The 18,851-nt window shown below is 72.2% G+C and carries 17 protein-coding genes; 3 read left to right on the forward strand and 14 right to left on the reverse strand.

Features of this window, described 5'->3' with window-relative positions; genetic code table 11:
* Positions 1–13: 13 nt before the first annotated feature.
* From OG568_RS25795 to pdhA, 7 genes are all read right to left on the reverse strand, one after another.
* Entirely contained in the window at positions 14–1,237 is a 1,224-nt protein-coding gene (locus OG568_RS25795) for an MFS transporter (protein WP_329533292.1), read from the reverse strand.
* Positions 1,238–1,430: 193 nt separating this feature from the next.
* The gene (locus tag OG568_RS25800; RefSeq protein WP_329533293.1) at positions 1,431–2,528 is read right to left on the reverse strand and encodes a potassium channel family protein; all 1,098 of its coding nucleotides are present in this window, start codon (positions 2,526–2,528) and stop codon (positions 1,431–1,433) included.
* 51 nt (positions 2,529–2,579) lie between these two features.
* A complete protein-coding gene (locus tag OG568_RS25805) occupies positions 2,580–3,968 on the reverse strand; it encodes a molybdopterin molybdotransferase MoeA (protein WP_329533294.1) in 1,389 nt (462 codons plus the stop codon).
* A complete protein-coding gene (locus tag OG568_RS25810; RefSeq protein ID WP_329533295.1) occupies positions 3,965–4,882 on the reverse strand; it encodes an NTP transferase domain-containing protein in 918 nt (305 codons plus the stop codon). The genes OG568_RS25805 and OG568_RS25810 overlap by 4 nt, the downstream gene beginning before the upstream one ends.
* A gap of 25 nt (positions 4,883–4,907) precedes the next feature.
* Complete coding sequence (locus tag OG568_RS25815) at positions 4,908–6,299, reverse strand: dihydrolipoamide acetyltransferase family protein (protein WP_329533296.1); 1,392 nt, start codon at positions 6,297–6,299, stop codon at positions 4,908–4,910.
* A complete protein-coding gene (locus tag OG568_RS25820; protein WP_329533297.1) occupies positions 6,299–7,303 on the reverse strand; it encodes an alpha-ketoacid dehydrogenase subunit beta in 1,005 nt (334 codons plus the stop codon). The genes OG568_RS25815 and OG568_RS25820 overlap by 1 nt, the downstream gene beginning before the upstream one ends.
* On the reverse strand, positions 7,300–8,442 hold the full coding sequence (pdhA, locus tag OG568_RS25825; RefSeq protein ID WP_266583959.1) for a pyruvate dehydrogenase (acetyl-transferring) E1 component subunit alpha: 1,143 nt from the start codon (positions 8,440–8,442) through the stop codon (positions 7,300–7,302). Before pdhA ends, OG568_RS25820 begins: the two co-directional genes overlap by 4 nt.
* 174 nt (positions 8,443–8,616) lie before the next feature.
* Between pdhA and OG568_RS25830 the strand changes: the two genes are divergently transcribed.
* Positions 8,617–9,117 carry an Lrp/AsnC family transcriptional regulator gene (locus tag OG568_RS25830; RefSeq protein ID WP_373306538.1) on the forward strand — a complete coding sequence of 167 codons (501 nt, stop codon included), beginning with the start codon at positions 8,617–8,619 and terminating at the stop codon, positions 9,115–9,117.
* A 33-nt stretch (positions 9,118–9,150) separates the two neighbouring features.
* Here the strand turns inward: OG568_RS25830 and OG568_RS25835 are convergent, their stop codons facing one another.
* Positions 9,151–9,741: a TetR/AcrR family transcriptional regulator gene (locus OG568_RS25835; protein WP_266432479.1), complete on the reverse strand. Its 591-nt coding sequence runs from the start codon at positions 9,739–9,741 to the stop codon at positions 9,151–9,153.
* Positions 9,738–11,252 carry a 3-hydroxyacyl-CoA dehydrogenase gene (locus OG568_RS25840; RefSeq protein ID WP_329533298.1) on the reverse strand — a complete coding sequence of 505 codons (1,515 nt, stop codon included), beginning with the start codon at positions 11,250–11,252 and terminating at the stop codon, positions 9,738–9,740. Before OG568_RS25840 ends, OG568_RS25835 begins: the two co-directional genes overlap by 4 nt.
* A gap of 148 nt (positions 11,253–11,400) precedes the next feature.
* On the opposite strand from OG568_RS25840, the gene paaN reads away from it, so the two are divergent.
* Positions 11,401–13,101, forward strand: a complete 1,701-nt coding sequence (paaN, locus tag OG568_RS25845; protein ID WP_329533299.1) for a phenylacetic acid degradation protein PaaN — start codon at positions 11,401–11,403, stop codon at positions 13,099–13,101.
* 81 nt (positions 13,102–13,182) lie between these two features.
* On the opposite strand, the gene OG568_RS25850 is transcribed toward paaN, so the two are convergent.
* From OG568_RS25850 to OG568_RS25860, 3 genes are read right to left on the reverse strand one after another with little or no spacing between them, the layout of a single operon-like run.
* Positions 13,183–13,926, reverse strand: a complete 744-nt coding sequence (locus tag OG568_RS25850) for a TrmH family RNA methyltransferase (RefSeq protein WP_266626537.1) — start codon at positions 13,924–13,926, stop codon at positions 13,183–13,185.
* Positions 13,923–15,152 carry an HTTM domain-containing protein gene (locus tag OG568_RS25855; RefSeq protein ID WP_329533300.1) on the reverse strand — a complete coding sequence of 410 codons (1,230 nt, stop codon included), beginning with the start codon at positions 15,150–15,152 and terminating at the stop codon, positions 13,923–13,925. The genes OG568_RS25850 and OG568_RS25855 overlap by 4 nt, the downstream gene beginning before the upstream one ends.
* On the reverse strand, positions 15,149–15,964 hold the full coding sequence (locus OG568_RS25860) for a DUF5819 family protein (RefSeq protein WP_329533301.1): 816 nt from the start codon (positions 15,962–15,964) through the stop codon (positions 15,149–15,151). The genes OG568_RS25855 and OG568_RS25860 overlap by 4 nt, the downstream gene beginning before the upstream one ends.
* A gap of 364 nt (positions 15,965–16,328) precedes the next feature.
* Between OG568_RS25860 and OG568_RS25865 the strand changes: the two genes are divergently transcribed.
* Positions 16,329–17,462 (forward strand): acyl-CoA dehydrogenase family protein, encoded by a 1,134-nt coding sequence (locus OG568_RS25865; RefSeq protein ID WP_329533302.1) that lies wholly within the window; start codon positions 16,329–16,331, stop codon positions 17,460–17,462.
* Between the two features lie 80 nt (positions 17,463–17,542).
* Here OG568_RS25865 and OG568_RS25870 read toward each other — a convergent pair whose 3' ends face one another.
* The gene (locus tag OG568_RS25870) at positions 17,543–17,872 is read right to left on the reverse strand and encodes a rhodanese-like domain-containing protein (RefSeq protein WP_266434028.1); all 330 of its coding nucleotides are present in this window, start codon (positions 17,870–17,872) and stop codon (positions 17,543–17,545) included.
* A 56-nt stretch (positions 17,873–17,928) separates the two neighbouring features.
* A complete protein-coding gene (locus tag OG568_RS25875) occupies positions 17,929–18,840 on the reverse strand; it encodes a hypothetical protein (protein ID WP_329533303.1) in 912 nt (303 codons plus the stop codon).
* Positions 18,841–18,851 lie beyond the last annotated feature (11 nt).

The raw sequence follows: 18,851 nt of genomic DNA on the forward strand, positions 1-18,851 counted from the left end.
GACGCTACCCCCGTCACACGGTGAGAAGCGCGCGGGCACCGTTCTCGGCGAGCTGTCGGCGCTCGGCCCGGCGGACGACGAGCGGTGCGGCCAGGCCCGTCAGCGCGAACAGTGCTCCGACGACGTACCACCCGGGTCGGCCCCAGGTGATGCAGAGCGCGATGAGCAGGCCGGGGCCGAGGGCTTCGGCCAGGCCGGCGCCCAGGCCGAACACGCCCAGGTACTGGCCGGTGGCGTGTCGTGGGGCGAGGGCGAAGGACACCTCGAAACCCGCGGCGGAGTGCCACAGTTCGCCGACCGTGTGGATCACCACCGCGGTCATGAGCAGCGCCACGGCGGCCCACGCCGGCATCCCCGCCGAGAACGAGATCAGGGCGCAGGAGAGGAGGAAGGCCAGGCCCGACCGGCGGTAGGCGCTGCCGCCCGCGGCCGGGGAAACGACGGCCCGGCCGGCGCGCACCTGAAGCACGACGACGAGGACGGTGTTGGTGAGCATGGTGCCGGAGATGAGCCAGCGCGGGGCGGTGGTGGCCTCGACCAGCCAGAGCGGAACGGCCACGGTGAGCACCTTGAACTGGACGGCCATGATGCCGTCGAGCGCGGTGAGCAGGAGGTAGGGCCAGTCCCGCAGGGCGAGCCGGCGAGGGCCGCCGACGGCGGGCGCGGGCTCGACCGGCGGGAGCAGGAGCACGATGGCCGCGGCGGCCGCGAAGGCGATCGCGTTGCCGACGACCAGGAGCTGATAGGCGCTGAGGGTGCCGACCTGGACGGCCCAGCCCGCCAGCAGGGCGCCGAGGGAGATGCCGACGTTGGTCACGGCACGGAGATAGGCACGGAACTCCTGTGGCCGGTCCCCTCCGTAGTGCCTGATGAGCGGGGAGCGCGCGGCCAGCCCGGCCGCCTTCGCCCCGGTGGCCGCGCACACCGCGAGAACGAACGGCCAGAAGCTGTCGGCCAGTACGAAGGCCGCCGTTGCCAGTGCCTGGACGACGAGGGTGCTCGCGTAGACCCCGCGTGCTCCGTGGGTGTCCGCGAGATGGCCGACGGCGATGCCCACGGCCAGTGAGACGAAGCCGCCGATGCCGAGGCCGAGGCCGACCTGGCCCGCCGGGAGGTGAACCGCCTGGGTGAAGTACAGCACCCCGGCGGTCAGATAGAGGCCGCTGCCGACGGTGTGGACGAAGTTCGAGGCGGCGATGACGCGTTGGGGTCCGGCATCCGGCATGAGCTGAGGCATGGCGTGGCTCCGCGGTCACGATGACGGTAAGGACCGGATCAGCTTGTTGCACATTACTTGCAAGAGCAAGATGAGTGCATCTACTTTGGGCATGGCTTTACCCCCCGACTGCGTGGAGTTGGTTCAGTCCTGCGAAGTCGGCCTGGGGCTTGCAGTCCCGCGGATTCAGTCCTGGAGATTCGGTCCTGCGGATTCAGTCCTGGGGCAGCGGTCGGCTGTGCGGTGCCACCCGCGTGGCGGACGTGACCCGCACGATGGTGATGAGCCGATCGGTCAACTGGAGCTTCCCGACGGCCGGATCGTCGTAGCCGAGCACGCGATGCCCCCGTACGACGCTGACCACCAGGTCGTCCGTCTCGCGCACGCCCTTGCCCACCTCGGCCTTCACGACCGGCCGTTCCACGATGTCGAGCCCACTGCCCTGCTGGATCAGGTCTTCCATGACCATCCCGGCGCTGGGGCTGAGCACGGAGAGCCCGAGGAGCCGTCCGGCCGCGCTGGCGCTGGTGATGACGGCGTCGGCGCCCGACTGCTTGAGCAGCGGCGCGTTCTCCTCCTCACGCACCGCGACGACGATCTTCGCCTGTCGGTTGAGCTGCCGTGCGGTCAGCGTGACCAGCACGGCCGTGTCGTCGCGCTGCGTCGCGATGATGATCTGCCGTGCCTTGTGGATCTCGGCCCGCAACAGCACATCGCTGCGCGTCGCGTCCCCGACGACGCCGACATATCCCTCCGCCGTCGCCGCGTCGACCGCTTGGGAACTGGGGTCGACGACCACGACCTGCTCCTTCTTCAGCCCGCTCGCACAGACGGTCTGCACCGCCGACCGCCCCTTGGTCCCGAACCCGACAACGACGGTGTGGTCGCGCAAAGCCGCCCTCCAGCGGTTGAGTCGCCACTCCTCGCGGGTGCGTTCCGTGAGGACCTCGAGCGTGGTGCCGACCAGGATGATCAGGAACAGCACACGCAGCGGCGTGATGACGAAGATGTTGGTGAGCCGGGCGGCGTCACTGACCGGGGTGATGTCGCCGTATCCGGTGGTCGAGAGGGTGACGGTCGCGTAGTAGAGGGAGTCGAGGAAGTCGACTCCGTCACCCGCGTTGTCGTTGTAGCCGTCGCGGTCGACCCAGACGATGAAGGCCGTCACGGCGAGCACGAACAGGGCCATCGCCAGACGTTTGGCGACCTGACGGATGGGGCGTTCCACCACTTTTCTGGGCAGTATCACCCGATGGGTCACGAGATGCTCGTCCGCTTGGCGCGCGATCGCATCATGGCCCGGCAGTTTCACGTGAAACACTCCCCGATCCGGCTCACCGTCCGGTTCACGCCCCCACTCATGTCAGGCATTCCCCATACCGGCCAACGCCCAGGGCAGATCGAGGAGTTCCAGCTCCTGCCCCGGACGGGCACCGCCGGGCGGTACGACCGCGAGGGCGTCGGACGCCGCGATGCCCCGCAGCATGGCCGGACCGTTGTAGTGCAGGGGAACGGCCTGGTCGGCACGGACCGCGACGGGGACGAGTCGAGTGTCGTACGGGTGCCCGTGGACCGCGTCCCTGAGGGGCACCGTGTACGGCTCCGGGGTCGCGCGACCTGCCAGGATGCGCAGGAGGGGCTCGGCGAGCGTCAGCAGGCCGGAGACGGCCGCCAAGGGGTTGCCGGGCAGGCCGACGAGGTGCTGGTTCTCCTTCGTGCGGGCCAGGAGCATGGGGTGGCCCGGGCGGACCTTGACGCCGTCCACGAGGAGTTGGGCGCCGATGCGGCTCAGCGTGGGGTGGACATGGTCGACGGGGCCGGAGGCGGTGCCCCCGGTCGTGACGATCAGGTCGGCGTCCGAGCGGGTGATCGCCTTGTGCAGGGCCTTGGCGTCGTCGCCCAGCCTGCGCACCGCGAGGACTTCGGCGCCGAGCGCGCGCAGCCAGGGCGGCAGCATCGGGCCGAGCGCGTCCCGGATCAGGCCCTCCTGGGGAAGCCCCTCGGTGAGCAATTCGTCGCCGAGGACGAAGACTTCGACACGGGGGCGGGGGATCACGGCGAGGGTGTCGTATCCGGCGGCCGCGGCGAGGCCCAGCACGGCGGGGGTGGCCAGGGCGCCGACCGGCAGGAGCTGGTCGCCGCTGCGGCACTCCTGGCCACGCGGCCGGATGTCCTGCCCGTGCACGGCCTCCCGGGTGGCGTGCAGCCGCCCCTGACCGTCGAGGCGGCCGTGCTCACTGCGCAGTACGGCCGTGGCGTCCCGCGGGATGCGCGCGCCGGTGGCGATACGCACCGCCTCGCCGTCGATGAGTGGCTCCGGCCTCGCGTGGCCGGCGAGTACGTGTTCCTCGCGGAGGTCCCAGGGGCCGGGTCCGGCGACCGCCCAGCCGTCCATCGCGGAGGTGTCGAAGGAGGGAAGGTCGGTGAGCGCGGAGAGCGGGGCGGCGAGGACCAGGCCGAGGGCCGCGTCCAGGGACATGGAGACGGGGGCGCGCCGCGGGACGGAGCGGGCGGCCCGCTCGGCGTTCGTACGGGCCTGCGACCAGGGGCTTGCCTTGTGTCCGTCGCCCTCGGCGCTGTCGGGGGCGTGGGTGCGGCTCTCGCCCTCCGAGGTGGGCGCGGGGACGGCGGGGGTACCGTGGCCGCGCCCGGGATCGGCCGCGCCTCGGGGGTCCTTGACCAAGGCCAGGGCCTCCTCCATGTCGAGGTCGTCGGCGTCCTGGCCGAGGGGTCGGGCACGGGGCGCGTTCATCCGGCGTCGGGGGTCGGCTCGGCGTCGGGGGTGTCCTCGTCCGCCCAGCGGAGCGCGAGCGCCGCGGCCTTGCGGGACGCCTCCGCGACGGCCTCGGGGCCTCCCCCGGCCCGCGCGGCGGCGTACCCCACGAGGAAGGTGGTCAGCGGCGCCGCGGGCCGGGCCACCCCGTGCGCGGCATCACGGGCCAGGTCGAGCAGGACGCCGGTGTCGACGTCCAGGTCGATGCCCAGCTCGTCCTTGACTGCGGAAATCCATTCATCCAACACGTTCCCATGCTCCCTGATACGGGCCCGGGCGGCGGCGATGTCGTCCCAGGTGTCGCAGTCGAAGGACGCGACGGGGTCGAAGATGCGGGTGAGGTCGAGCGCGGCGGTGAGCCGCCGCAGCGGCAGCCCGGTGACTTCGCCGTGCGCGGCGGCGAGCGCGGCCAGCTCCCGGCGCAGGGCGTCCGCACGGTAGGCGGCGACGAGCGGCTGGTCACGGCCGTCGGGGTCGGTGAGCAGCACGCCGTCGGGTTTCGCCGGGCCCTCGGGGGCGTTGCCCGTCCGCAGGGCGTCCAGCAGACGCCGTACCGTCGCCTCGTCCAGGAACGGCAGGTCGGCGGAGAGCACCACGACGTGTTCCGCCGAGGTGTGCCGCAGACCGGCGTCGAGTGCGGCGAGCGGTCCCCCGCCGGGCGGGTCCTCGCGCGCCCACCGCACGGGGCGCGCGGTCCCTCTGGGCTCGGCGACGACGACCGTGGTGGTGGCAGTGGCGCAGGCGGTGAGCACCCGGTCGAGCAGCGGGCGCCCACCCACGCGCAGACCGGGCTTGTCCGCGCCGCCGAGCCTGCGGGCGGCGCCGCCCGCGAGGACGACGGCGTCGTACGGGGCGGCGGGGCCGGGGGTGCCCGGTGGCTCGTACGCGGTCATCCCCCGAGTATGCGTGCCGCCGCGATCACAGGGAACGCAGGAGCACCGCCGGCTGTTCGACGCAGTCCGCCACATGACGCAGGAAGCCGCCCGCCGTGCCGCCGTCGCACACCCGGTGGTCGAAGGTGAGCGAGAGCTGGACGACCTGGCGCACGGCCAGTTCGCCCTCGTACACCCAGGGCTTGGGGATGATCCGGCCGACGCCGAGCATGGCGGCCTCGGGGTGGTTGATGATCGGCGTGGAGCCGTCGACGCCGAACACTCCGTAGTTGTTCAACGTGAAGGTGCCGCCAGTGAGTTCCGCGGGCGTCAGCGTGCCGGTGCGCGCGGCCTCGGTCAGCCGGGCGAACTCCGCGCTCAGCGATTCCGCGTCGCGTGTGTGGGCGTCCCGGACGACGGGGACGACGAGGCCGCGCTCGGTCTGTGCCGCGAAGCCCAGGTGGACCTGGTCGAGGCGGACGATCTCGCGGGCTTCCGTGTCGACCGTGGAGTTGAGCTCCGGGTAGCGGGCCAGTGCGGCGGTGCAGATACGGGCCAGCAGCGCGAGCAGGGAGATCTTGGGGCCGCCGGTGGCGTTCATCGCCCTGCGCGCGTGCAGGAGTTCCGTCGCGTCGGCGTCCACCCAGCAGGTCGCGTCGGGGATCTCGCGACGGCTGCGGGAGAGTTTGTCGGCGACCGTGCCGCGGATGCCGCGGAGGGGGATACGGGTGCCGGCCGTGGCGTGTGCGGGGGCTACGGGGGTGTGCGGGGTGAGTGGGGTCTCCGGTGCCCTGACCGGGGTGTGGGCCGAGCGCAACGCGTGTTCCACGTCCGACCGCAGGATCAGCCCTTGGGGGCCGGAGCCCACCAGGGTCCGCAGGTCCAGGCCGTTTTCCCGGGCGAGCCTGCGCACGAGCGGGGAGATCACCGGTACGGGTCCGTCGGCGCGTACCACCGTCGCGTTGTGGTCGGCGGCCGGCGTGTGCTCCCGCGCCGAGGAGCCCGGGGGGTTCCCGGCGGCGGGGTGGTGTGCGGGCCGGGTCCGCGTGTGGGCCCCGGGCGAAGGGGGCGCCCCGGGCAGAGTGGTCGCCCCGGCGGGCGGCCGTACCCTCCTGCGTCGCGCCGGTGGCGCCCCGGTGCCGTACCCCACCAGCACGTTGCCGGAGCCCTCGGTCTCGTCGACGGAGGATGACGGGCCGACCGCGACGGTCAACAGGGGGGAGCCCACGGGCAGTTCCGTGCCCTCCTCGCCGAAGCGGGCGGTGACCACTCCTCCGTAGGGGCAGGGGACCTCGACCATCGCCTTGGCCGTCTCGACCTCGACGACGGGCTGGTCGACGGCGACGACGTCGCCGACCTCCACCAGCCAGCGGACGATCTCCGCCTCGGTGAGGCCCTCACCGAGGTCGGGGAGCTTGAACTCGAGCACCTGGGCCATCAGCTGTCCGCCTCCCATTGCAGGCGCCCCACGGCGTCCAGGATCCGGTCGACGCCGGGCAGGTGGTGCCGCTCCAGCATCGGCGGCGGATACGGGATGTCGAACCCGGCGACGCGCAGCACCGGCGCCTCCAGATGGTGGAAGCAGCGCTCGGTGACACGGGCCGCGATCTCGCCGCCCGGGCCGCCGTAACCGCCGGCCTCGTGCACGACGACCGCGCGTCCGGTCCGTCGCACCGAGGCGGCGACGGTCTCGTCGTCGAAGGGCACGAGCGAGCGCAGGTCGACGACTTCGAGGTCCCAGCCCTCGGCGCGCGCCGCCTCGGCCGCCTCCAGGCAGACCGGCACGGACGGCCCGTACGTGATGAGCGTGGCGCTGCGGCCCGGGCGCCGCACCACCGCGCGGCCTATCGGCTCGACGGCCGACGGCTCGTCGGGGTTCCAGGAGTCCTTCGCCCAGTACAGGCGCTTGGGCTCCAGGAAGACGACCGGGTCGTCGGAGGCGATGGCGGCGCGCAGCAGCCCGTAGGCGTCGGCGACGGTCGCGGGCGTGACGACATGGAGCCCGGGGGTCGCCATGTAGTACGCCTCGGAGGAGTCGCTGTGGTGCTCGACGCCGCCGATGCCGCCGCCGTACGGGACACGGATGGTGATCGGGAGCGGCATGGCGCCGCGGGTGCGGTTGCGCATCCGTGCCACGTGCGAGATCAGCTGTTCGAACGCGGGGTAGGCGAACGCGTCGAACTGCATCTCCACGACCGGCCTGAGCCCGTACATGGCCATGCCGACGGCCGTCCCCAGGATGCCCGCCTCGGCGAGCGGGGTGTCCGTGCAGCGGTCCTCGCCGAACTCCTTGGCGAGTCCGTCGGTGACACGGAAGACGCCGCCCAGGGTGCCGACGTCCTCGCCCATGACGTGGACGGTCGGGTCGGCGGCCATGGCGTCGCGGAGCCCGCGCGTGAGGGCCTGCGCCATGGTGGCGGGTTTGAGTGCGACAGTGGTCATCCGGCCATCCCCTCCGACTCGGCCGCGGCCGCGAGTTCGGCGCGCAACTGCGCCTCCTGCTCGCGCAGTTGTGGTGTGGGCTCGGCGTACACATGGGCGAAGAGGTCCATGGGGTCGAGCACCGGGTCCTGGTTCATGCGGGCGCGCAGGTCGGCGGCCATGGTCTCGGCGGCCTCGCGGGCCTCCCGTATGCCGTCGTCGTCGAGCAGGCCGCGCTCGGTCAACTCGTGCTCCAGGAGGGCGATCGGGTCGTGCGCCCGCCAGGTCTCGACCTCGGAGTCGCCGCGGTAGCGGGTGGCGTCGTCGGCGTTCGTGTGGGCTTCCATGCGGTACGTCACGGCCTCGACCAGCGTCGGGCCGCCTCCCGCGCGCGCGTGGCGCACGGCGTCGCTCAGGACCTCGTGCACGGCCGCCGCGTCGTTGCCGTCGACCAGCCGGCCGGGCATGCCGTAGCCGACGGCCTTGTGGGCCAGGGAGGGGGCGGCGGTCTGCTTGGCGAGCGGGACGGAGATGGCGAAGCCGTTGTTCTGGACGAGGAAGACGACCGGGGCCTGCCAGACCGCCGCGAAGTTCAGCGCCTCGTGGAAGTCGCCCTCGCTGGTGCCGCCGTCGCCGACCAGGGCGAGCGCGACCACGTCGTCGCCCTTGAGGCGGGCGGCGTGCGCGAGGCCCACGGCGTGCGGGAGCTGGGTGGCGAGGGGCGTGCACAGGGGGGCAATGCGGTGCTCGTGGGGGTCGTAGCCGGTGTGCCAGTCGCCGCGCAGGAGGGTGAGGGCCTGGACGGGGTCGAGGCCGCGGGCGACGGCGGCGAGGGTGTCGCGGTAGCTCGGGAAGAGCCAGTCGCGCTCCTCCAGGACGAGTGCGGCGGCGACCTCGCAGGCCTCCTGGCCGGTGCTGGAGGGGTAGACGGCGAGGCGGCCCTGCTTGGTGAGGGCGGTGGCCTGCGCGTTGTAGCGACGGCCGCGCACCAGCTCCGCGTACAGGCGGCGCAGCAGGGCGGGGTCGACCTGCGCGGCGGCTTCGGTGCCGAGGACGCGGTGGGGCAGCGCGTCGGGCAGCAGCGGCGCGGGGTCGGTGCGGGGCTGCCAAGCGGGCGGCGGCGTGGGCCGGTAAGCGCCTCGCTGCTCCATGACCGTCATGACGGCACCTCCTCGTGGGAGCGGCTTCGGGCGCTGCACGGGTGTGAGGCGCCTCACCTACCGATTGTTCGGTCGTCGGCACATTTTGGCTACAGGCACCGTCAGGCTGTGGACAAACGGTTCTCCACAGCCTGAGATGGACGCAGTACGTCCATGGTAGGGAGGCGGGGGGACATGGCACCTGAACAAATGGCCGAGCCGTCGGAGGCCGGCCCCGTCCCGCCGCCCGCCCGTCCGCTCGACGCCATCGATCAGGACATCCTGCAGATGCTCCAGGCGGACGGCCGCGCGTCGATACGCTCCGTGGCCGAACGGGTCCATGTGTCCCGCGCCAACGCCTACGCGCGGATCAACCGGCTCATCGAGGACGGCGTGATCCGCGGCTTCGGGGCGCGCGTCGACCACGAACGCGCCGGGCAGGGCACCTCCGCGTACATCACCCTCAAGATCGTGCAGAACTCCTGGCGCACGGTCCGTGAGCAGCTCAGGGTGCTGCCCGGCGCCTCCCACATCGCCCTGGTGGGCGGCGACTTCGACGTCCTGCTCCTGGTGCACACCCCCGACAACAGAGCCCTCCGCGAACTGGTCCTCACCCGCCTCCAGGCCATTCCGGAGGTCCTCAGCACCCGAACACTCCTGGTCTTCGAGGAGGAGGACCTGGAGCCGGAGGGGTGACCTCCGTGCCGAGGGCGGGTCCTGCCCTGGGCGTCACGCCTCGTTCCGGAGGCCTCCGAAGACCAACTGCGCCACCGCGTCGGCGACCTCGCGTTCGCCCATGCCGCGGCTGTCGGGGCGGTACCACTCGACGATCGAGTTGATCATCCCGAAGACCAGGCGGGTCGCGAGACGGACCTCCACGTCGCCGCGGACGTCCCCGTCGGCGGCCGCGGCCTTCAGGAGCTCGGCCACCTGGTGGTCGAACTCGCGGCGCCGTTCCAGGGCCCAGCGCTCGGTGTGCGTGTTGCCGCGCACGCGCAGCAGCAGGGTCACGTACGGCAGTTCCGAGGTGAGCACCTCGACCATGCGCCGTACGACGTACTCCAGGCGCTCCACGGCACGCCCCACGCGCGCGTGCTCCTCGTCGAGGATGCCGAAGAGGCCGTCCAGCGCCCGGCTGACGGCGCGGCGCAGCAGCTCCTCCTTGCCCGTGACGTGGTGGTATATCGACGACTTGGAGATGCCGGCCGCCTTGGAGAGGTGCTCCATGGAGGTGCCGTCGTAGCCGCGTTCGTTGAAGACCTGGACGGCGACGGAGAGCAGGCTCTCGGGGGTGTACGTGTCGCGCTTGGCGGTGGTCATGAGGTTCCCTCGCGCTTCTCGGTGGCGTACGCGTGGCGGTAGAGCGCGAGAGAGGGCGCGTAGCGCCCGGAGGGATCGCGCTGGTGCAGGTCGTCCAGGAGGGAGCAGGCCCAGCTCCGGCCCAGCCTGCGGCTCCATTCGAAGGGGCCCAGGGGGTAGTTGACCCCGAGCCGCATCGCGGTGTCGATGTCCTCCTCGGTGGCGACACCCTTGGCGACGGCGTCGTGCGCCAGGTCGACGATCCGGGCCACGGTCCGGGCGACGATCATGCCGGGAGCGTCGCCGATGACGCTGACGGCCTTGCCCAGCGCCTGGAAGAGGCCGACGGCCTCGGAGAGCGTCTGGGGAGCGGTGTCCTGGGAGGCCGACAGCGCGATCCGGGTGGCCCTGCGATAGTCGAGCGCCAGGTCGAAGTAGACGACGTCGCGGAACTCGACCGAGGTCTGGCCGTCGGCGAGGACCAGCTGCCCGCCGCTGGGCAGCACCAGGCGGGTCCCGTGGTCCTCCTCGTCCTCACGGACCTGGATGCCCGCCTCACGGATCAGCGTGAGCAGTTCGGAGGCCGGACCCAGATCGCCCTCGGCGACGACGTACGCGGGCGGCTGCGCCTGCTCCGCGGTGTGCGGCTCGGGGCGCTCGGCGTCGGCCCCGTGGTCGTACCAGCCGTGCCCCGTCTTGCGGCCGAGCCGGCCGGACTCGACGAGCCGCCGCTGGGCGAGCGAGGGCGTGAAGCGCACGTCCTGGAAGAAGGACTGCCACACGGAGTGGGTCACGGACTCGTTGACGTCCTGGCCGATCAGGTCGGTCAGCTCGAAGGCCCCCATCCGGAAACCGCCGGACTCGCGCAGGACGGCGTCGATCGTCGCGGGGTCGGCGGCCTGCGCCTCGTACACCGCGAAGGCCTCTGCGTAGAAGGGCCGGGCGATGCGGTTGACGATGAATCCGGGGGTGTCGGCGCAGGCGACCGGCGTCTTTCCCCAGGCGCGTGCCGTCTCGTACGCGCGCGTGGCCGACGAGAAGTCGCTCGCGTACCCGGAGACGACCTCCACGAGCGGCAGCAGCGGCGCGGGGTTGAAGAAGTGCAGTCCGACCAGGCGGCCGGGGTTGCGCAGGGCGCCGCCGATGGCCGTGACGGACAGGGACGAGGTGTTGGTGGCGAGCAGACAGTCGTGCTCGACGATGTCCTCGAGCTCGCGGAACAGCTGCTGTTTCACCTCGAGTCGTTCGAGCACCGCCTCGATGACGAGCGCGCAGTCCGCCAGCTCGGCGAGGTCGTGCGCGGGGTGCAGCCGGGCGCGTGCCGCGTCCCGGTCGGCGGCGGCGAGCCGGTCCTTCTCGACGAGCCGGTCGAGACGCGCGCCGATCGCTTCGGCCGCCGCGTCGGCACGCCCGGGAACCGTGTCGTAGAGCCGCACGGGGTGGCCCGCGACCAGCGCGACCTGGGCGATGCCCTGGCCCATGGTGCCGGTGCCGACGACGGCCACGGGGCTGTTGAGGTCGAGTGCTGTCATGTGCGCGATCCTCCCGCACGGGGTTTTCCACAGATGCGGCGGTCCCCCTTGTCCCGACCGATCGTTCGGTTACTCTAACTCTGTCCGGCTATTTCTGCCCAGGTCATGAGCTCAGCGAAGAGTTCTTGAGACGAGGAGATGGTCCCGCATGGCCGCCGAACTGACCGCGCACGAGCTGACCGCCCAGCACCGGCCCACCCTCGACCAGGCGCTGGAAGCGATCCGCACGCGCGCGTACTGGTCCCCGCACCCCGAGCACCCGAAGGCCTACGGGGAGAACGGCAGCCTGAGCATGGCCGAGGGCAAGGCCGCCTTCGACGCCCTCCTCGGCGGCCGTCTCGACCTCGGCCAGCCCGGCACCGACGACTGGGTGGGCGGCGAGGTCTCCCCGTACGGCATCGAGCTGGGCGTCACCTACCCGCACGCGGACGTCGACGTGCTGCTGCCCGCCATGCGGGCCGGACAGCGGGCCTGGCGCGACGCGGGCGCGGAGACGCGCGCGATGGTCTGTCTGGAGATCCTCAAGCGGATCGCCGACCGCACGCACGAGTTCGCGCACGCGGTCATGCACACCAGCGGCCAGGCCTTCATGATGGCGTTCCAGGCGGGCGGCCCGCACGCCCAGGACCGCGGCCTGGAGGCGGTGGCGTACGCGTACGCGGAGCAGGTCCGCACCCCTGACACGGCGGAGTGGACCAAGCCCCAGGGCAAGCGCGACCCGCTCACGATGACCAAGCGGTTCACGCCGGTGCCGCGCGGCATCGCGCTGGTGATCGGCTGCAACACCTTCCCGACGTGGAACGGCTACCCGGGCCTGTTCGCCTCCCTGGCCACCGGCAACGCCGTGCTCGTCAAGCCCCACCCGCGCGCGGTGCTGCCGCTCGCGCTCACCGTCCAGGTCGCGCGCGAGGTGCTCGCCGAGGCGGGCTTCGACCCGAACCTGGTGGCGCTGGCCGCCGAGCGGTCCGGGGAGGGCATCGCCAAGACCCTGGCCGTGCGCCCCGAGATCCGGATCATCGACTACACCGGGTCGACGGCGTTCGGCGACTGGCTGGAGACCCACGCCCGCCAGGCGCAGGTCTACACGGAGAAGGCCGGCGTCAACACGGTGATCGTGGAGTCGACCGACGACTACAAGGGGATGCTGTCCAACCTGGCCTTCTCCTTGTCCCTGTACAGCGGCCAGATGTGCACGACCCCGCAGAACCTCCTCATCCCCCGCGACGGCATCCGCACGGAGGAGGGCACCAAGTCGTACGACGAGGTGGTGGCCGACCTCGCCCGGTCGGTCGACGGGCTCCTCGGGGACGACGCGCGTGCAGGCGGGCTGTTGGGCGCGATCGTGAACCCGGACGTCAAGGCGCGTCTGGAGGCCGCGGCAGGGCTCGGCGAGGTCGCCCTCGCCTCGCGTGAGGTCGGCAACCCGGAGTTCCCGGACGCGGTCGTCCGCACCCCGGTGATCGTCAAGCTCGACGGTGCGCGGAAGTACTGGGAGGGGGCCGACGACGAGGCCGCCTACATGAACGAGTGCTTCGGACCGGTGTCCTTCGCGGTCGCGGTCGACTCGGCGGGGGACGCGGTGGAGCTGCTGCGGCGGACCGTCCGGGAGAAGGGCGCGATGACCGTCGGGGCTTACACCACCGACGAGGTCGTCGAGGAGGCCGTGCGGGAGGCCTGTCTGGAGGAGTGCGCCCAGCTGTCCCTGAACCTGACGGGCGGGGTGTACGTCAACCAGACGGCGGCGTTCTCCGACTTCCACGGGTCGGGCGGCAACCCCGCGGCGAACGCCGCGCTGTGCGACGGAGGGTTCGTGGCCAACCGGTTCCGAGTGGTGGAAGTCCGGCGTTAGTTCCCCGGCGGGGCGCTGGTTCCCTTACGGGGCGCTGGTTCCCTTACGGGGCGCTGGTTCCCTTACGGGGCGCTGGTTCCCTTACGGGGCGCTCCAGTGGAACAGGGTCATGGCCACGCTCGTCGCCAGGTTGTAGCTGGAGACCTGGGGGCGCATCGGGAGCGACACCAGGTGGTCGGCACGCGCGCGCAGGTCGGCGGAAAGGCCACTGCGCTCGGAGCCGAAGGCGAGCACGGCGTCGTCCGGGAGCTTCAGTCCCCGGATGTCCTCGCCGTCCGGGTCGAGGGCGAACACCGGCCCGGACGGCAGCTCGGCCACCGTCAGCCGCTCCACGGCGGTCGCGAAGTGCAGGCCCGCCCCGCCCCGCACCACCGTGGGGTGCCAGGGGTCGAGGGTGCCCGTGGTGACGACGCCGGTCGCGCCGAAGCCGGCCGCGAGGCGGATCACGGCGCCCGCGTTCCCGAGGTTGCGCGGATGGTCGAGGACGACCACGGGGGCGGTGCGGGGTGTGCGGGCCAGCGCCCGCAGATTGGCCTCGCGGGAGGGACGTACCGCCAACGCGGCCACCGCGGTGGGGTGTGGACGCGGGACCAGGGAGCGGTACGTGGCCTCCGGGACCTCCACCAGGAGCGCGTCCAGGCTGTCCCGTACGTCCGGGGCCAGCTCGTCGGTGAGGGCGAGCGCCGCCTGCCGGTCACCGGTCACCGCCACCAGGACCTCGGCCCGGAACCGCACGGCGTGCTTGAGGGCGTGGAAGCCGTCGAGCAGGACGGAGGTGTCGGCGAGGCGGTGCCAGGCGCTCACGGCGCTTGCGGGGTCCTTCATGCGGTGAAGCCTACGTGCGGGTCCTCGGCGGGCTCCGGGACGCGCGGCTCCTGAGCACGCTGGCCCGGCAGCTTACGGGCGCCGGACGGAAACAGCCGTCCACGCGCGCGTGCCGTCCATCCGCCGAGGCGTCGCAGGAACGACGTGGGCAGGAACACCGCGTCGGCGGCGATCATCGCGAGCGAGAAGAACGGCAGCCCGAGGACCACGGCGATCACGGCGTGCTCGGTCATCATGGCGGCCAGCAGGACGTTCTTGACCCGCCGGTTGATCAGGGTGAAGGGGAAGGCGACCTGGACGGCGACCGTCCCGTAGGTCACCAGCATCACCATCGTGCCGTGTGAGGCCAGCAGGTCGGACAGGGCGGGCCAGGGGGAGAAGTAGTCCAGGTGGAGCGGGTAGTAGACGGCGGTGCCGTCCTGCCAGCGCGAACCCTGGATCTTGTACCAGCCGGCGGTCGCGTAGATCAGACAGGCCTCGGCCATGATCACGAGCAGGGCCGCGTTGTGCACGGCGTTCGCGACGACGTCGAGCAGGATCCGAGGCTCCGCCGTGCGCGTCAGGCGCCCTACGGCCCACCACAGCGCCTGAAGGGCCCACAGCCCCCAGAAGACCACCAGCCAGCCGGGACTGAGCCACCCCGCGCCCGTCGCCGCGGCCAGCACCAGGCCGAGCGCCGCCCACAGGACGAGACCGGCCCGGTCCTGGACCCCGGCCCTCGGAAGGTCCCCACGCGCGCGTGCCTCCCGAGCGCGCCGCGCCCGCCGGACATCGAGCGACCACACCTGTCCGCAGCGCGTGAACACCAGATAGATCGCCATCAGGTGGATGACGTTGTCGCCGCCGTCCCCCATGAAGATGCTGCGGTTCTGCAGCGAGAGCACGCCGACCATGAAGAGCACGGACATCGTGCGGGTCCGCCAGCCCACCAGCAGCAGGAGGGCGGAGAGGACGGCGAGGGCGTAGACGGTCTCGAACCACACCTGGCTGTCGGACCACATCAGGATCGTGAAGGCGTGATTGTCCGCGATGAGCCGCTGGGCGAGGTCCCACTTCCACGGTCCGTCGGGCCCGTACATCTCCTGGCGGTGCGGGAACTCGCGCAGCAGGAACGGCAGCCAGGTGGCGGCGAAGCCGATGCGGATCACGGCCGTCTGGTACGGGCCGAGAGCGGCGTCGGTGACCCGGGCGATACCGCGCGAAATCGACACTGCGATGCGGTTCATCGGGCGCTCGCCTCCGTCCGCGCGTCCGTCACGTCCTCCTCGGGAACGGTCCACCAGGGCAGCTCGTGCACGACGGGCGTCTCGGACACCTGTTCCTCGCTCCATTTGGGGGGCGGCACGTTGGTGGTACGGGACCGGACCTGGACGCGTTCGACGACGGCGCCCTTGCCGCCGGCCCCCTCACGATCCAGACGCACCACGACGACGCGGCGCAGATAGCGCTGGGAGAGATCGCCGCGCAGGCCCGTCGGGCGGTTCGCGTTGTCGTGCGTGCCGATGTAGAAGTCCCAGGCCCGGCGCAGTTCGTTCTGCTGGGTGTGGCTCGGCAGCAGATTGCCGTCGATCGCCGCGCCGTCCAGTGCGGACAGGTCGTACCAGCCGGTCTCGGTGATGCCACCGTCCGTGGTGCGGACCTGGGCACGGACCTGGACGTCGATGTTCTGCTGCAGCGGGTTGGGGGCGAAGAGCTTCCAGTTCTGCTCGAACTCCGGGTAGATCCAGTCGTCGATCGCCCGGCCGTGCTGCTTGGTGACCGTGTTCGAGGGTGCGACGTGCAGGAACACCATGCCGAGGTGCACACAGGCGACGACCGCGACGGCCGCGAGGGCGAGGGCGGCGACGATCTGCGAGCGGAGGGGAAGGCCGGCTATGCCGGTGGGAGCGGGGACGGAGGCGGAGGCGGGGACGGGGACGGGGACGGGGACGGGGGGATCGGCGGGGGTGGAACCGGCCGTGGCAGGGGCCTCGGGCAGGGAGCTGTCAGGGCCGTCCGGCAGGTGCCGGGCCTTCGAGCCCTCGTCGTACGCGTCCATTCCGCCCCGCTTCCCGATCCCGGTCCGATTCCCGCCGCCGGGCCGCGCGGCGCCGTGGCACCGGCGCGCACCACACCGCGGTGTGCGCACGGGAACGGTACTCAGGCCGGACCGCCCAGCACAGCCCCGATCGGCACAGTGGGCACAACAGCGACACAACAGCGACCCCGAGGTTATCCACAGCGGTGGACACCCTACGGCCGCCCGCCCCCACACGTGACGTGACCAACCGAACGATCGGTCTGCCAGAGTGGTGAAGCTTCCACGCCGAGCCGTTCCCTTCTTGTAGAACCTGTTCTATCTTGACGCTCCGTCAGATCCGGTGTCCGCCGGGTCGGTGGTCGGTGCGTGGGAGGACGGGACCGTGGACTTCACCTTCACCGAGGAGCAGCAGGCGGCGGTCGAGGCGGCGAAGGCGGTGTTCGGCGGGGTCGCGCCGGACGCGGTGCCCAGCCCCGCGGTCACCGCGGGCGCCGTCGCCGACGACTTCGACCGGGCGCTGTGGGCGAGGCTCGCCGACGCGGACCTGTTGAGCCTGTCGCTCGCCGCGGAGTACGGCGGGGCGGGCCTGGACGCGATCGCGCTGTGTCTGGTGCTGCGCGAGGCGGCGAAGGTGCTGGCGCGGGTGCCGCTGCTGGAGAGCAGTGCCGCGGCGGTGGCCGTACAGGCGTACGGCGGCGAGGAGTTGAAGGCGGAGCTGCTCGCGCGGGCGGGCCGCGGCGAGGTCGTGCTGACCGTCGCGGCGAACGGGCGGACCGGGCACGACCCGGCCGAACTCGCTGTGACCGCACGGCGGGACGGTGACGCGTGGGTGCTGGACGGGGTGCAGACGGCGGTTCCATGGGCGGAGAGCGCCGACTTCACCGTCGTACCCGCGCACACGGGCGGCGGCCGGACCGTCCTCGCGCTGGTACCCCGGATCCACGAGGGGGTCGTCCTCGGTGAGCAGGTCTCCACGTCCGGGGAACGGCTCGGCGAGCTGCGTCTGGAGTCCGCGCGGATCGCCGCCCGGGATGTCATCGACGCGGACGGGGCCTGGCAGTGGCTGCGCGAGCTGCTGGCCACCGGGACGTGCGCGCTGGCGCTCGGCCTCGGTGAGCGGGTGCTCGGGATGACGAGCGCGTACACGGGCAAGCGGGAGCAGTTCGGGTTCCCGGTCGCCACGTTCCAGGCCGTCGCCGTGCAGGCCGCCGACCGCTATATCGACCTGCGGGCGATGGAGGCGACGCTGTGGCAGGCGGCGTGGCGGATCAGTACGGGGGCGGGGGGCGCGCTTCCGGCGTCCGGGGACGTGGCCGTCGCCAAGATCTGGGCGTCGGAAGGGGTACGGCGGGTCGTACAGACCGCGCAGCATCTGCACGGAGGGTTCGGCGCCGACGTCGACTATCCGCTGCACCGGTACCACGCCTGGGCCAAACAGCTCGAACTGTCGCTCGGACCGGCGGCGGCGCACGAGGAGGCACTGGGGGATCTGCTCGCGGCCCATCCCCTGGGCTGAACGCCCACGCTCACGACACGTCTTCCTGGGCTGGGTGCAGTGCCCAGCACGCCGAAGCTCCCGCGAACCCGTGCCGGTGGCTACAGCACGAAGCCGGGGGCGCCCTTGTCGTCCACCACCGGGCGACCGGCGGCGGCCCAGACCTGCATACCGCCGTCGACGTTCACGGCGTCGACGCCCTGCTGGACCAGGTACATCGCGACCTGCGCCGAACGGCCCCCGGAGCGGCAGATCACATGGACCCTGCCGTCCTGCGGCGCCGCCTCGGTCAGCTCGCCGTAGCGTGCGACGAACTCACTGATGGGGATGTGCAGCGCCCCCGCGGCATGGCCCGCCTGCCACTCGTCGTCCTCCCGGACGTCCAGCAGGAAGTCTCCGTCCGCGAGATCCCCGACCTCGACCGTGGGCACACCAGATCCAAAACTCATACCCCCGACGCTACCTGACCGAGCAGGCGCCCCGACCCCTAGGACCTGTCCTGGCCGACCAGCCGGGCCAGTTCCTTCTCACGTTCTTCGACCTGGGCCAGCAGCTGCTCGGCGACCTCCTCGAGGAGCTGGTCCGGGTCCTCCGGGGCCATCTTGAGCATGGCGCCGATGGCGCTCTCCTCCAGCTCGTGGGCGACCAGGGTGAGCAGTTCCTTGCGCTGGGCGAGCCACTCGAGGCGGGCGTAGAGCTCCTCGCTGCGACTCGGCTTCCACTCCTTGGGCACCGGGCCCGCCGCCCACTCGTCGGAGAGCTCCCGCAGCAGGGCCTCGTCGCCCCGGCTGTACGCGACATTGACCCGGGAGATGAACTCGTCACGCCGCCTGCGCTCGTCCTCGTCCTGGGCCAGGTCGGGGTGGGCCTTGCGGGCCAGCTCGCGGTAGAGCCTGCGGGCCTCGTCGCTGGGGCGCACGCGCTGCGGCGGGCGTACGGGCTGGTCCGTCAGCATCGCCACGGCCTCGGGGAACAGCCCCTCGGAGTCCATCCAGCCGTGGAAGAGCTCCTCGACCCCGGGCATCGGCATGACCCGCGCCCGCGCCTCGTCCGCCTTGCGTATGTCCTCCAGGTCCCCGGTGCGTGCGGCGACCGCCTCGGCGATCTGCGCGTCCAGTTCGTCGAGCCGCGAGTACATCGGGCCGAGCCTCTGGTGGTGCAGACGCGAGAAGTTCTCGACCTCGATGCGGAAGGTCTCCACGGCGATCTCGAACTCGATCAGGGCCTGCTCGGCCGCCCGCACGGCCCGCTCCAACCGCTCCTCGGGCCGCGCCTGCGCTTCGGGCGCCGCCGCCTCGGCGGGGTCGTCCTGGGCATGCGCATCCCCGGCGCCCTGGGGCCGGGGATCCTCGGCCTGGGTACGGTCGGACTGGCTGTGCTCGGCTTCCGGGGTCGTCACCCGACCAGACT

The sequence above is a fragment of the Streptomyces sp. NBC_01450 genome (genome assembly GCF_036227505.1).
Lineage (GTDB): Bacteria > Actinomycetota > Actinomycetes > Streptomycetales > Streptomycetaceae > Streptomyces.